We start from the raw sequence: 15,475 nt of genomic DNA, 5'->3' as shown, positions 1-15,475 counted from the left end.
AAATGTACCCGTCATAATTCAAGCAGCATCAGGGGTGGCGACGTTCGCTGTGTACGCATCATTGGAATGCGCTTGCTGGCTTTCTCAATGCAACTCGAATTATTTTTGGTATAAATACTGAGCAATAATAATCGCTGAACAATTTCACTGAAAAACGAACGATTAATAACTATACCCCGCATCATACAAGTTACGGCCAACGCATCTGTATTTGACGTAAGACGGGGATATCAGGAGAAGACTTATGTCGAACGAATTTATGCCGATTAGTTTGTCCCATCAGCCAGCGGATGCACGCTGGGGGGAAAAAGCGCTGTTGAGCTCTAATGCCGAAGGTATGGTGATCCACCTGAACGGCAGTAGCGAACTTGTCGCCGTCCAGCGTGCGGCACGTAAGCTGGATGGCCAAGGGATCAAACAGGTACACCTGAGTGGTGAAGGCTGGGATCTGGAAAAATGTTGGGCATTCTGGCAAGGCTACCGTGGTCCAAAAGGATCGCGTCAGGTGCAGTGGCCAGAACTGAGTGAATCCGATCGTGCAGAATTAGATCGCCGCCTGAAGATCGTTGACTGGGTACGAGACACGATCAATGCGCCAGCGGAAGACGTTGGGCCTTCGCAACTGGCACAGCGTGCCGTCGATCTGATGTGCAGCGTAGCGTGTGATAACGTGAGCTATCGCATTACCAAAGGTGAAGATCTACGTGAACAGGGTTACATGGGGCTGCATACCGTCGGTCGTGGCTCTGAACGTTCGCCAGTGTTGCTTGCGTTGGACTACAACCCAACCGGCAATCCTGATTCACCGGTTCTGGCTTGCTTGGTCGGCAAAGGTATTACCTTTGACTCAGGTGGCTACAGCATGAAGCAAAGCGCATTCATGGACTCCATGAAGTCGGATATGGGCGGCGCGGCCACGGTTACTGGCGCACTGGCGCTGGCGGTGTCACGCGGTTTAAATCAGCGTGTAAAACTGTTCCTGTGCTGTGCAGATAACTTGGTCAGCGGCAACGCCTTTAAACTGGGCGATATTATCACTTACCGTAACGGTAAAACCGTTGAAATTATGAATACCGATGCGGAAGGACGTTTGGTCTTAGCCGACGGTTTAATTGATGCATCAGAACAGAATGCCGAGATGATCATCGATTGTGCCACCCTGACCGGCGCGGCTAAAACCGCATTGGGTAATGACTACCATGCATTGTTCAGCTTTGATGATGCACTGGCCGCTGATTTACTGCAAAGCGCAGAGCAGGAAAACGAAGCCTTCTGGCGTTTACCGCTGGCTGAGTTCCACCGTAGCCAACTGCCATCTAATTTCGCGGAACTGAATAACGTTGCTGGTGCTGCCTATGGCGCTGGGGCGAGCACCGCTGCGGCCTTCCTATCTTACTTCGTTAAAGAGTATCGCCAAGGTTGGTTACATATTGACTGTTCCGCGACCTATCGCAAAAGTGCGGTCGACCAGTGGGCTGCGGGTGCAACGGGTCTAGGCGTGCGAGCGCTGGCGAATCTGTTGTTGGAAAAGGCGAAGGCTTAATTACGAGCTTTAGACCTCATTCTACGTCTCCCCCGAGAAGGGGGAGGCTAGAAGACGGTTGATATACCGATCATTTTTGGAGTACCCGATGAGTTCTCATCATCACGATCATCACCATGACACGCCGGAAGAACAGCTAGAAAAAAGCCTTGAAAAGGCGGTGAAAGATCCTGCTTATCGCACGTTGTTTTACCGCACGTTGCTAGATTCCACGGTTTATATTCTGGCCGAAAGCGGTGTACAGGATAAAGGTGAGTTAATCATAGCGCCTAATGCTGAGCTGAATGTTCAGCATTGGGAGATGCAGGATGGTCTATCAACGATTCCCTTTTTCTCCTCGCTGAAAATGCTACAGCAGGCGGTTGAGGATGAAGAACAGCCGTTTATGGCGCTGCCGGTGCGTGATTTATTTGCAATGACAAAAGGCGCACAGCTGTTTCTGAATCCAAAATGTGAATATGGCAAAGCCTTTTATCCGCAGGAAGTGGCGATGCTCCTCCAGACTGGGGGCATGGCGCAGCCGATGGAGCAGGTGATTGACGGTGGAAGCAAAATCTTGCTTGGCCAGCCGGAAGAGTACCCGTCTGCAATGGTTGATGCGTTAACGACGTTATTTACCCAGCGTAAAATTGTACGTAATGCTTATTTGGCCCTATTTCAGGATCAAACCGTGGATGAAAAGCCAAACCTGTTGATTGGATTAGAAATTGACGGCTCAGATGCTGAAATCGAACTGTTGATTCAGGAGACGGGAAGCTTAGCGAGCGAAACGGCACCAGAAGAGGAGCCCGTTGATCTCTGTCTGGTGACGGATGAGAAAGGCGATGCGGTAAGTCACTATCTCAAAACGCATACTCAGCCGTTTTATCAGCGCCGCTGGGGCAGCTGGCTTAGAAACAGCATTCCAGCCAGTGGAACTGCGTAATAATGCAATGATAGAGAGAGCCGCTAGGCTCTCTATTTTCATTTTAGGCCTAGTATATTCCGAATTAAATTTTCGGCATTTCACTTTCATTATTTGTCGCAGATAATAGAGTCATTCAGACTAATAATGGAAAATGTCATGCGCCAAGGATCATCCCTGCCAGATAAACACCGTACCGCACGTATTTTACGTCGCAGTGTACTTGTGGCCACATTTATCTCAGCGCTTTCTGCATGTGATAACAACGATGTTAAAACGGCGCAGTCTGCTCCAGCGGAAGTGACGCAGAAGAAAGCCCTAACCGATGCTGAACTTACGGTATTGGCGAAACAGTCGCAGGGTAAAGCGTTGACCATGCTGGATGCTTCAGAGCTACAGCTGGATGGTGCTGCGGCACTGGTCCTGACATTTTCCGTTCCTTTAGATCCCAAACAAAAATTTGCCGATCGTGTTCATTTAGTCGACACCGAGAATGGCAAAATTGATGGTGCATGGGAGCTGGCAGATAACTTACGTGAACTGCGTTTGCGTCATTTGGAGCCCAAGCGCAAATTATTATTAACGGTTGATCCTGAATTGACCGCTCTTAACGGTGCGACTCTGGGTAAAGAAGCCCAACAGAAAATAGCCACCAAGGATATTCAACCAAGCGTTGGGTTTGCTAGCCGCGGTTCGCTATTGCCAGGTAAAGTCGCAGCGGGTTTACCGGTTATGGCGCTTAACGTGAACAGTGTTGATGTGAATTTCTATCGCATCAAATCGACGTCGCTACCCGCGTTTCTATCTGAGTGGGGCTATGGCCAGTCTGTTGAATCTTGGCGTGCCGACGAATTGCTAAAAATGGCCGATCTTGTTTATACCGGACGTTTTGATCTTAACCCTCAGCGTAACACGCGAGAAAAACTTCAACTGCCACTCGCAGATATAAAGCCATTACAAGACAGCGGTGTTTACCTTGCGGTTATGCAGCAGGCAGGTCGTTACACCTATAGCAATCCAGCCACGCTACTCACGCTGAGCGATATCGGTGTTTCGTTACATAGCTACCATGAGCGCATGGATGTATTTACTCAAGCACTCGCCGGTGGTGGAGCGATGAAAGACGTCGCTTTGCAGGTGCTAGATGAGAAAGGCCGCGTGCTGGCTGAAGGTAAAACGGATGCGCAGGGTCATGCACAGCTGGGTAAATCACCGAAAGCGAAATTACTGTTGGCGACCCAAAATGGGCAGACCAGCATTATCGATTTAACACAACCTGCGTTGGATCTCAGCGAGTTTGATATTGATGGTCCAAAGGGGTTCACTAAGCAGATATTTGCCTTTGGTCCTCGCGATCTCTATCGCCCAGGCGAAACGGTCATTGTTAACGCGTTGCTGCGCGATGCCGATGGGCAGCCACTGCCGGAACAGCCGATCAAAGTGGATGTTTTACGTCCAGATGACAGCTTGGCATCCAGCTTTGTCTGGAAACCAGAAAATGGACTGTATCAATATCGTTATGCCTTGCCGGAAGGTGCGGCTACGGGCAAATGGTCGCTGCGCTTTAATCTTGGTGATAACCAGCCACGTTACTACGCCATTAACGTTGAAGACTTCATGCCTGAGCGTATGGCATTAGAAGTCAAGCCGCAAAGTACGACTCCGCTTGAGATGAAACAGAGCGTAACGTTTGATGTCTCTGGTCGCTATTTATATGGCGCTCCGGCGGATTCTAATCGCTTACAAGGCCAGCTTTATTTGCGTCCACTCACTGAAGCCGTTGCCGATTTACCGGGCTATCGTTTTGGTTTAGAGCCTGAGGAAAGCCTCAGACGCACTTTGGATGAAGTCGATACCACGCTGGATGCGCAAGGTAAAGCGAGTATCAAAACAGAAAGCCAGTGGGGTGATGTTAAATCGCCGGTGCGTCTTATTTTTCAAGCCAGTTTATTAGAATCAGGTGGACGTCCTGTCACTCGTCGCAGTGAGCAGAATGTGTGGCCTGCCAAAACGTTGTCAGCAATTCGTCCTTTGTTTGGCAAGCAAGAAATCTACGATTATCAAACCAATAGCTATCGCAGCCAGCCAATGGTGGATGAAAATAGCGAAGCCTCGTTTGATGTTATCTATACCGATCCTCAAGGGAAGCGCTTGGCGAAGCAGGGACTAAAAGCCACGCTCATTCAGGAACGTAGGGATTACTACTGGCAGTGGTCTGAGTCATCTGGCTGGCAGTCGCAGTACGATCAAAAAGATCTCGCGGTGGGAGAGCAAACGCTGAATATCGCTGCTGAAGGCAGTGCAAAAGTGAGCTTCCCCGTAGAGTGGGGCTCTTATCGTATTGAGGTCAAAGATCCCAATAATGGCTTAATTAACAGCGTGCGCTTCTGGGCTGGATACCGTTGGCAAGATAATACCGATGGTACGGGAGCAGTGCGTCCCGATCAGGTTAAGCTCAAACTGGATAAACCAAACTACCAGCCGGGTGAAAAAGCTAAGGTCACGATTACTGCGCCAAGCGCAGGTAAAGGCTATCTGATGATGGAGTCCAGTGAAGGGCCTCTGTGGTGGCAGGAAATTGATGTGCCGGAAAAAGGCATTACGGTCGACGTTCCCCTAAATCAGGCTTGGCGCCGTCACGATTTGTATCTTAGTGCGCTGGTGGTTCGTCCTGGAGAGAAAGATCGCCAAGTGACGCCGAAGCGCGCAGTAGGCCTATTGCATGTACCGCTGAATGAAGAGGCGCGTAGATTAGATGTGACGTTGACCGCTCAAGATAAAATTCGGCCTAACCAAACCGTACCCGTTCAGGTAAACGTTGCCAGCGTCAAAGGAGAGAAACAGAAAGATGTCATGGTATTGCTCTCTGCGGTAGACGTTGGAATTCTGAATGTCACTGATTTTAAAACGCCTGATCCTTATGACGCCTTCTTAGGCCGTAAACGCTATGGCGCAGATCAATATGATATTTATGGTCAGTTGATTGAAGGATCGGGTCGTTTGGGTACGCTGCGTTTTGGTGGTGATGGCGATATGTCCCGCGGCGGTAAAAAACCACCAACGGATGTCAATATTGTTGCTCAGCAGATGCAAAGAGTGACCTTAGATGAAAATGGTAACGGTGTCGTTCAACTGCCGGTACCTGATTTTAACGGTGAACTGCGCTTGATGGCGCAGGCGTGGAATGGCCAGAATTTTGGTAGTGCAGAACGCAAGATGACGGTAGCAGCGCCGGTGATCGCAGAGTTGCAAACCCCGCGTTTCTTAGCGGGCGGTGATAGCAGCCAACTCGCGCTTGATGTGACGAATTTATCAGGACATCCGCAGACCTTGGGGGTTGCGTTGACCACAAGTGGCTTAATTAGCCTCAGTGGTGAAAATAGTCAGCCGCTTGTTTTGGAAAATGGCGAACGCAAAACCCTAACCATCCCGGTGACTGCGCAAAATGGTTTTGGTGAAGGTAGCGTTGCGGTGCGGATTGTAGGGATGCAACTGCCTGGCGAACAAATCAGTGACTATCAGCACAGCTGGAAAATTGGTGTCCGCCCTGCGTACCCCGCTGAAACACGTCATTTGGCGAGCGTGATTCAGCCGGGAGAAAGCTGGAGTGTGGATACAGAACAGTTTTCTGGGCTAGAGGCTCCTGAAGCGAAGTTATTACTGACAAGCCGTCCGCCACTGAATATAGCCCGCTATATTCGTCAACTGTACGCCTATCCGTATGGCTGTGCGGAGCAAACAACCAGTGGGCTCTATCCATCGTTATATACCAATCAGCAGCAGTTGGCGCAGTTAGGCATTAAAACCTCAAGCGATGAGGTTCGCCGCCAAAAAATTGAAACCGGTATTAATCGCCTACTGGGAATGCAACGCTACGACGGCAGCTTTGCGCTATGGAGTAGTGATGGCCCAGAGGAATATTGGCTGACCGCTTATGTCACCGACTTCTTGCATCGCGCGCGTGAGCGTGGATTTGCGGTGTATGACGACGGATTAAAGCAGGCAGATGCCGTATTACTTCGTTACCTGCAGGATCGCAACCGAATTGATGTGAGTTCCAGTGCTCGCCCAGACGCGACTCGCTTTGCCGTACAAGCCTATGCGGGATTTGTATTAGCCAAGCAAAAACAGGCTCCGTTAGGTGCCTTACGTGAGTTGTATGAGCGTCGAGCTCAGGCCGAATCGGGTTTACCGCTGGTTCAATTAGGTATTGCTCTGAAGGTCATGGGCGATGTGCCACGCAGCGAAGAAGCTTTAAAACAAGGCTTGGCAATGTCGCGTCAGTCTAACAACTACTGGTTAGACGATTATGGTAGCCCAGTGCGCGATGAAGCGATGATTATCGCGCTGATGGAAGAGTTTAACGTGGATCCAAAAGCACAGGAGCAGCGCTTACTCTCACTGTCCGATCGACTGACCACCATCCAGTATTTGTCTACGCAGGAACTGAATTCTGTGTTTATGGCAAGCAAAGACGCTATTGGTCAAGCTGAGGGGCCGTGGAAAGCGGTTATTTCATCTGCCAAAGGGATGGATTTAGCCAGCGGTGAAAGCATGCAGGTGAAAGACTATGATGAGTCTTGGTTAGCTAATGGGGTAGTGATCAATAACCAAGGCGAGTCCGCACTTTATCCTCGTTTTGACGTAGTGGGATATCCAACGTCAGCGCCGCAGCCGATGAGCAACAATTTGGATATCAAACGTGACTTCCTTGGCTTGGACGGCAAACCTGTAGATCTAAACCAACTGAAAAGTGGACAATTGTTCTTAGTCCACTTGGATATCTGGTCATCTGAGCACGTCCCAGACGCGCTGGTTGTTGATTTGCTACCGGCGGGCGTGGAACTGGAAAACCAAAATCTTAATGATTCCAGCGCCAGTATGAATGAAGCTGCCGCCGAAGTGGTTTCCCTGTTAGATGCATCTCGCCAGTCAGCGGTTAAACACCAAGAGTTTAGAGACGATCGCTATATTGCCGCGATAGACGTTCAGCCAGAACAGCATACAACGCTGCTGTATCTTGCAAGAGCCGTTACTCCAGGGAAATACTTACTACCCGCGCCGCAGGTGGAGTCTATGTATATTCCACAATGGCGAGCGGTGGGAAGCACGCCAGAATCAGTCACCATTGGGCAGTGATAACCGGTTGATGATGTTACTAAAACGGTTATGCAAGTGGTGCGGGATAATCGCACTGCTTGCGCTGTTGGCTGTTACTGGACTTTGGGTAGCGGATAGGGTGTGGCCGCTACCCATCAAAGATGTGCAAGTCGCTCGCGTCGTGGTTGCCGCTGATGGATCTCCACTATGGAGATTCGCCGATGGGCAAGGCGTTTGGCGATACCCTGTGAATGTTGATCAGGTTTCCCCTTATTATCTCCAAGCATTGTTAACCTATGAAGATCGCTGGTTTTACCAACATCCTGGCATCAATCCTTTTGCTTTAGCGCGTGCGGCATGGCAAGACGTTAGCCATGGCAGAATTATTTCTGGTGGTAGCACGTTGTCCATGCAGGTCGCGCGTTTGCTGGATCCTCATTCTCGAACGTTTGGCGGCAAAGTTCGCCAAGTTTGGCGAACGGCTCAGCTTGAATGGCACCTGTCTAAGACCCAAATCCTTGAGCTTTATTTAAACCGCGCTCCTTTTGGCGGTACGCTGCAGGGAATTGGCGCTGCAAGCTGGGCCTATTTGGGTAAACCCCCCGATGAACTCACTCGCTCTGAGGCGGCACTGCTTGCGGTATTACCCCAGGCTCCTAGCCGTTTACGTCCCGACCGTTACCCTATTCGCGCACAAACCGCGCGTAATAAAGTGCTCGATCGCTTGGCGCAGTATCAAGTATGGACACAGCAGCAAGTTGATGATATTAAACAGGAACCTGTTTGGTTGTCACCGCGCCAGATGCCACAGAGTGCACCGCTGTTAGCTCGACGGATGATTCAAACCTATCCTCAGCAGGGCGTCATCAACACGACGATAGATGCCTCGTTACAGCGACAACTAGAGACGCTGGCTAAAGGCTGGGTCTCTCGTCTTCCTGCTAAGACTTCCGTTGGCGTTTTGATTGTTGATCATACCGATATGCAGGTGAAGGCGTATCTGGGATCGCTAGATTTTGCCGACAATAGCCGCTTTGGACATGTGGATATGGTGAGAGCCTCGCGTTCTCCTGGCTCAACCTTAAAGCCATTCTTATATGGATTGGCCTTGGATGATGGTTTGATCCACAACGAGTCGCTATTACAAGATGTTCCACGACGATTTGGCGATTATCGACCCGGTAATTTTGATACGGGTTTCCACGGCGCGGTAAGCGCCAGTGAAGCATTAACCCGTTCGTTAAATCTGCCAGCTGTGCAGCTATTAGAGGCCTATGGCCCTAAACGCTTTGCTGCGCAATTACGTAATGCCGGGTTAGAACTGAGTTTTCCCGATAACGCCGAGCCGAATCTTGCGTTAATTTTAGGGGGGGCGGGGGCTCGATTAGAACAGCTGGTTTCCACCTATAGTGCCTTGGCTCGTCAGGGGGAAAGTGCTGATTTGCGCTATGTCGTTGGGCAGAAAATATATAACCGTCCATTAATGTCGCCGGGAGCGGCATGGATTATTCGGCGTACGTTAGCAGGGCAAGCAAGGCCAGAGCCCGATGATTCACTTAGCGCAGTTGTGCCTCTTGCTTGGAAAACGGGCACCAGCTTCGGTTATCGCGATGCGTGGGCGATAGGGGTTAATGCGCGTTATACCATTGGCGTATGGGTTGGGCGGCCAGATGGTACGCCAGTAGCAGGGCAGTTTGGTTATGCCACCGCGGTACCATTGCTATTTCAGCTGAATAATTTATTGCTGAATAACCCGACATTACGGGGGAATGGCTGGCCCACTGATCCGCGCCCATCAACGGTTACACGAGCAATGATCTGTTGGCCCAGCGGACAACCATCAAATGAACAAGACGGAAATTGTCGTCAGCGGCGCTCGGCATGGGTGTTGGATGAAACCACTCCGCCGACGTTGGTTGCTCCAGAACAGGAGAGCAGTCAGGGGATTTGGCAGCATGAATGGCTAGATGCCGAGGGCAAGCGGGTTGCACCAGAATGTCATGGTGCGGTCGAGAAGTTGCTAGCACTCTGGCCCTTGCCGCTTGAGCCTTGGTTACCTGAGGCAGAAAAGCGAGCTAACCGTATTCCGGCTGCGAGTAAAGTTTGTCCTCCACCGGTAGAAAACCTATCAGCCCCTCTCATCTTGATTGGATTAAGTGATGGCTCGATTCTGCGTCGCCCCCCAGGAAAAACGGACATTGATTTGCGGCTGATTACGCAGGGCGGTGAGGGACAACGCTGGTGGTTTTTGAACGGAGAACTTGTTTCGCAGGAGGCATCGTTATTTTATCGATTCACTAAAGTTGGCCGTTATCAGCTCACAGTAATGGATGGCGGTGGGCAGATTGCCAGCGTAGATTTTCAGGTGGAGTGATACCGCTTTGTGCTTTAAATCAAAAAAGTAATATTTCCTTAACATTTTTATCTCATTTCAATAGGCAAATATTAGCTGCCCATCTATAATCGGCGGCGATTCATAGCCGGAGTTTGGCTATCGAGGTATGAAAATAAGAGAATAATCCTTTCATTCAAATGGTTAGAACTCTAAAAATATTCCATCTGCCTTGATGTGGTCGTAAACTCACGAAAATAGTCTCTCCGTAGTTCTTAGCGTTAACGCGCTAACCGCGAAGGAGTTAACGGCTTTCATTGGAAGTTAGACAGAGGTTTAAATGACAGTAGAACGTACCTTCTCCATCGTAAAACCCAATGCGGTGGCTAAAAATGTTATTGGCGCTATTTATTCTCGTTTTGAAGCAGCAGGGCTGAAAATCGTTGCAGCAAAAATGGTTCATCTCACCCGTGAACAGGCTGAAGGTTTCTATGCTGAGCACAAAGGCCGCCCATTCTTCGATGGTCTGGTTGATTTCATGACTTCTGGCCCGATTATGGTTCAGGTGTTGGAAGGTAAAGATGCCGTTCGCCGTAATCGTGAAATCATGGGGGCAACAAACCCTGAAAATGCATTAGCAGGTACGTTGCGCGCTGATTATGCAGATAGCCTGACCGAAAATGCGGCACACGGTTCTGATTCATTAGAATCAGCCGAGCGTGAAATTGCCTATTTCTTTGCAAGCAATGAAGTTTGCCCACGCACTCGTTAATCGACTGCGCAAATCGGTAAGAGATTCTGTTCGTGAAGCTTAACGGCATAGCATCCCGCCGATAGACCGAGTACAATATCGCGCCCTGAGTGGTTATTCCTCAGGGCCGTTTTTTTAAACACATTATCAGCGTAATTATTAATACAATGTTTTTAATGTGTTGTACCTAACAAGACTGAATACGATGCGAACCGAGTTTGTATCTACCCGCAACAGGCGTTACGCTTGTCTAGTCAGTCACCTTAATTATCGCGCCGCAAAGTGTAACAACGAGGCCAGAGTTTAGTATGTCAAAAGATCCAGTGATCAAAGCCCATTCATCTCATTCAGATATTACGTCTGAATCTATTGTCGTCGAGTCAAACTTGTCTGAAATTAGCGCACCTATAAATGCTGCGCAGGCTGATGCTATGCAGTCTGCCCCGGCCAATACGTCGGAAAAAATTAACCTTCTCGATCTCGATCGCCAACAAATGCGCGAATTCTTCGCTAAGTTGGGTGAGAAACCTTTCCGCGCCGATCAGGTGATGAAATGGATGTATCACTACTGTTGCGATAATTTTGATGAGATGACCGACATCAATAAGGTGTTGCGTAATAAGCTCAAAGAAATTGCTGAAATTCGTGCCCCAGAAGTGGCAGAAGAGCAGCGCTCAACCGATGGCACCATTAAGTGGGCAATTCAGGTGGGCGACCAGCGGGTTGAAACGGTTTATATTCCGGAAGACGATCGCGCGACATTATGCGTATCTTCGCAGGTCGGTTGTGCACTGGAATGTAAATTCTGTTCTACCGCACAACAAGGGTTTAACCGTAACCTGCGCGTATCAGAAATTATTGGTCAGGTGTGGCGTGCTGCCAAAATTATCGGTGCGCATAAAGTCACGGGACAGCGCCCAATCACTAACGTTGTCATGATGGGAATGGGTGAGCCGTTGCTGAATCTGAACAACGTCGTGCCAGCAATGAACATCATGCTCGATGATTTCGGATTTGGTCTCTCCAAGCGCCGCGTTACTTTATCGACCTCAGGCGTTGTTCCTGCTTTAGAGAAACTGGGCGATATGATTGATGTCGCGTTGGCCATCTCTCTTCATGCGCCGACAGATGAGATCCGAGACGAAATCGTACCCATCAACCGTAAATACAACATCGAAACTTTCCTCGGTGCGGTACGTCGCTATTTAGAGAAATCTAATGCAAATCAGGGGCGTGTTACGGTTGAATACGTCATGCTGGATCATATCAACGATGGTATGGAGCACGCGCATCAGTTAGCTGAATGCTTAAAAGATACGCCATGCAAAATCAACCTAATCCCATGGAACCCGTTCCCGGGAGCGCCGTATGGCCGTAGCTCGAATAGTCGAGTAGACCGCTTCTCTAAAGTTTTGATGGAGTATGGCTTCACCGTGATCGTGCGTAAGACACGCGGCGATGACATTGATGCGGCGTGTGGGCAGTTGGCCGGTGATGTTATTGACCGAACAAAACGGACCATGAAGAAAAAAATGGCGGGTGAACCTATCGCGGTTCGAGAGGTCTGACGCAGAGTGCGTTCATATTAGTGACTTCCCTAACGCTGTTGGTCAAACCCTTTGAGATTCAAAGGAAAAGGATAATAGGGTAAAGCAATGAAGCTAAAAATGAGATGGGTAGTCGGACTGCTGACGGTCAGTTTGTTGGCAGGCTGCTCAAGTTCTAAACCTGAGAGCCAGCAAACCGCGACGGTATCACAGAGCCGGTTGCAGCTCGGGTTGGAATACTTGAATCAGGGCGACTTGAAAGCCGCTCAGCAAAATCTGGAAAAGGCACGAGATGCTGCGCCAGATGATTACCGTACTCAGCTAGGCATGGCGCTTTATCAGCAGCGTGTGGGAGATAATCAGGCCGCACAGGAAAGTTATCAGAAAGCGATGAATTTAGCGCCACAGAATGGCACCGTGATGAATAATTACGGTGCGTTTCTGTGTAGTTTAGGGCAGTATGTACCAGCACAACAACAGTTTAGTTCAGCTGCAAATCTTCCTGATTACGGTCAGGTTGCAGATAGCTTCGAAAATGCAGGTTATTGTTTTCTAAAAGCAGGACAGACTGAGGAAGCGCGTAAGCTATTTAGCCGCGCTTTGAAGAGCGATCCGGATAAGGGAGTTTCGTTAATTGCGGAAGCTATCCGGGAATTTGACCAAGGGAAGCGCGGAGATGCGCGAATAATGTTGGATGTTTACAATCATATTCTACCGGCTAGCGCTAATAGTCTATGGTTACAAATCCGCTTCGCTGCGTTAGATGGGCGCCAAACGAACTTAGAGCGTTATGGCAAACAACTGGCGCGAAATTTTCCACAATCTCAACAGTACCAGCAGTTCCTAGCGAATGAATACTGAAGCCCCCCAAGATCAAACAGCTCCATTGACTACAGGCGAACGCCTGCGCCAAGGCCGCGAAAAGTTAGAACTGTCACAACAGGCTGTTGCAGAACGTCTGTGTCTGAAAGTTTCAACCGTTCGCGATATTGAAGAAGATAAGGCTCCGGTTGAGTTGGCCTCAACATTTTTGCGCGGGTACATACGTTCCTATGCAAAATTGGTTCATATCCCGGAAGACGAATTAACGCCGCTGCTAGAAAAGCAAGCACCGTTGAAGGTGGCAAAAGTTGCGCCTATGCAGAGCTTCTCACTGGGTAAAAAACGTAAAAAGCGCGATGGTTGGCTGATGATGTTTACCTGGCTTGTGGTATTTGTGGTTATTGGTCTCACCGGTTCGTGGTGGTGGCAAAACCATAAAGCCCAGCAAGAAGATATTGCGACAATGGCGAATGAATCCTCTGCTCAGCTGGCAAAAAATGGCCAATTACAATCGTCAGATCCTTCCAATGGTTCTGATGATGTTGCGGCTGCAACGGATACTCAGGAGTCTGCCGGAACCCCGCCAGATTCATCGGTCGCGGCAACTGACAGTCAAACGGCGAACGTTCCTGCGAGTACAACGGCAACGGCACCTGTAGCTAATGCTGAAACTCAGCAGAGCCAGAACAACGCAGTTGTATCGCCAAGTCAGGCTCCGATTGATACGACAACCAATGCGAATACGGCAACGTTACCCACTGCGAGTGCAACAGTAGATGCTGCTGCAACCGTGTCCAATAATCTGGTAATGAAGTTTAATGCGGATTGCTGGTTAGAAGTAAAAGACTCAACGGGTAAGACGCTTTTCAGCGGTATGCAAAAATCCGGTGCATCTTTGGATCTTGCAGGAACAGCGCCATATAAGCTGAAAATTGGTGCGCCAGCAGCCGTACAAATTACGTATCAAGGCAAACCTGTTGATCTGAGTCGCTTTGTTAAATCAAGTCAGGTCGCACGTTTGACACTGAATGCTGAGTGATTCGTTGAATCATTCATGGTGAGCGCAGTACGCTGCGCGCATAGATGAGATCACCAAAACTGGCGTTGGAAACAGCGGTTAGTCTAGGTGATTCATTTTTGGCAGCGTTGGCAGTATAAGTATTTTGTTTACCTGAGTGCCGGTTAGATATTGGATTGTGAAGTGTCATTATCCCACTGATAGCACGGCACTTATGGAGAGTTAATATGCATAATGAGTCGCCCATTAAGCGGAGAAAATCGACCCGCATTTATGTTGGCAATGTGCCTATTGGTGATGGCGCACCGATTGCTGTGCAGTCGATGACAAATACCAAAACAACGGACGTTGATGCAACGGTAAAACAAATTCGCGCCCTCGAACGTGTCGGCGTTGATATTGTACGTGTGTCAGTTCCAACCATGGATGCCGCTGAGGCATTCAAGCTTATTAAGCAGCAGGTTTCTGTGCCGCTGGTCGCCGATATTCATTTCGATTATCGCATTGCGCTGAAAGTTGCTGAATATGGCGTTGATTGCCTGCGTATTAACCCAGGCAACATCGGTAATGAGTCCCGTATTCGTTCGGTCGTTGATTGCGCTCGTGATAAAAATATTCCGATTCGTATCGGGATCAACGGCGGATCGTTAGAAAAAGATATTCAGGAAAAATACGGCGAGCCAACGCCGGAAGCCTTACTGGAATCAGCCATGCGCCACGTTGATATTCTGGATCGTCTTAACTTCGACCAGTTTAAAGTCAGCGTTAAAGCATCGGATGTTTTCCTTGCCGTACAGTCATATCGCTTATTGGCTTCCCGTATCGATCAACCGCTGCACCTCGGGATCACCGAAGCCGGCGGGGCGCGTAGCGGATCGGTTAAATCGGCGGTGGGTTTAGGCATGCTGCTGGCTGAAGGAATTGGTGACACGTTACGTATTTCGTTGGCCGCAGATCCTGTTGAAGAAGTTAAAGTTGGCTTTGATATTCTTAAATCTCTTCGCATTCGTTCGCGCGGGATTAACTTTATCGCTTGTCCAACCTGCTCACGACAAGAGTTTGACGTCATCGGCACCGTTAACGCGCTGGAACAGCGTCTAGAAGACATTATCACACCAATGGATGTCTCTATTATCGGTTGCGTGGTGAACGGTCCGGGCGAAGCTTTGGTTTCAACGATTGGCGTGACAGGCGGACACAATAAGAGCGGCTTCTATGAAGACGGCGTACGTCAGAAAGATCGCTTCGATAACGAGAAGATGATCGATCAGCTAGAAGCGAAGATCCGCGCTAAAGCTTCAATGCTGGATGTGAATAAGCGCATTGAAGTCAGCCAGATTGACGAGAAGTAACCGACCGTGGTCTGCATGGTCGTTTACTTTGATTAAACAATGTCCCGATTGATGAGATTGCCCTAATCCTCCATAATCGGGTTCATTTTTTTGAATTAAATAGTAT

Annotated in this window: 9 protein-coding genes; all 9 read left to right on the top strand. The window is 49.2% G+C overall.

Annotated elements, in window-relative coordinates:
• Positions 1–244: 244 nt before the first annotated feature.
• The 9 genes from pepB to ispG all read left to right on the top strand — a co-directional run bounded on the left by pepB (position 245) and on the right by ispG (position 15,369).
• Positions 245–1,543 (top strand): aminopeptidase PepB, encoded by a 1,299-nt coding sequence (pepB, locus tag HMPREF3091_RS01085; protein WP_070713448.1) that lies wholly within the window; start codon positions 245–247, stop codon positions 1,541–1,543.
• Positions 1,544–1,631: 88 nt separating this feature from the next.
• Positions 1,632–2,468 (top strand): enhanced serine sensitivity protein SseB, encoded by an 837-nt coding sequence (gene sseB, locus HMPREF3091_RS01080; protein ID WP_004847458.1) that lies wholly within the window; start codon positions 1,632–1,634, stop codon positions 2,466–2,468.
• A 138-nt stretch (positions 2,469–2,606) separates the two neighbouring features.
• The gene (locus HMPREF3091_RS01075; protein WP_371328669.1) at positions 2,607–7,586 is read left to right on the top strand and encodes an alpha-2-macroglobulin family protein; all 4,980 of its coding nucleotides are present in this window, start codon (positions 2,607–2,609) and stop codon (positions 7,584–7,586) included.
• A 10-nt stretch (positions 7,587–7,596) separates the two neighbouring features.
• Positions 7,597–9,921: a peptidoglycan glycosyltransferase PbpC gene (gene pbpC, locus HMPREF3091_RS01070; protein WP_070713443.1), complete on the top strand. Its 2,325-nt coding sequence runs from the start codon at positions 7,597–7,599 to the stop codon at positions 9,919–9,921.
• A 298-nt stretch (positions 9,922–10,219) separates the two neighbouring features.
• Positions 10,220–10,651 (top strand): nucleoside-diphosphate kinase, encoded by a 432-nt coding sequence (gene ndk, locus HMPREF3091_RS01065; RefSeq protein WP_004847454.1) that lies wholly within the window; start codon positions 10,220–10,222, stop codon positions 10,649–10,651.
• 287 nt (positions 10,652–10,938) lie between these two features.
• On the top strand, positions 10,939–12,198 hold the full coding sequence (locus HMPREF3091_RS01060; protein WP_004847452.1) for a dual-specificity RNA methyltransferase RlmN: 1,260 nt from the start codon (positions 10,939–10,941) through the stop codon (positions 12,196–12,198).
• An 87-nt stretch (positions 12,199–12,285) separates the two neighbouring features.
• A complete protein-coding gene (pilW, locus tag HMPREF3091_RS01055) occupies positions 12,286–13,038 on the top strand; it encodes a type IV pilus biogenesis/stability protein PilW (protein ID WP_004847451.1) in 753 nt (250 codons plus the stop codon).
• Complete coding sequence (rodZ, locus tag HMPREF3091_RS01050) at positions 13,028–14,038, top strand: cytoskeleton protein RodZ (RefSeq protein ID WP_070713440.1); 1,011 nt, start codon at positions 13,028–13,030, stop codon at positions 14,036–14,038. Before pilW ends, rodZ begins: the two co-directional genes overlap by 11 nt.
• Before the next feature lie 206 nt (positions 14,039–14,244).
• The gene (gene ispG, locus HMPREF3091_RS01045) at positions 14,245–15,369 is read left to right on the top strand and encodes a flavodoxin-dependent (E)-4-hydroxy-3-methylbut-2-enyl-diphosphate synthase (RefSeq protein ID WP_070713435.1); all 1,125 of its coding nucleotides are present in this window, start codon (positions 14,245–14,247) and stop codon (positions 15,367–15,369) included.
• Positions 15,370–15,475: the final 106 nt, after the last annotated feature.

Source organism: Hafnia sp. HMSC23F03, assembly GCF_001816025.1.
Classification (GTDB): Bacteria; Pseudomonadota; Gammaproteobacteria; order Enterobacterales; family Enterobacteriaceae; genus Hafnia; species Hafnia paralvei.
The sequence above is the reverse complement of the archived record's forward strand: the minus strand, read 5'-3'. Positions and strand labels throughout refer to the sequence as shown.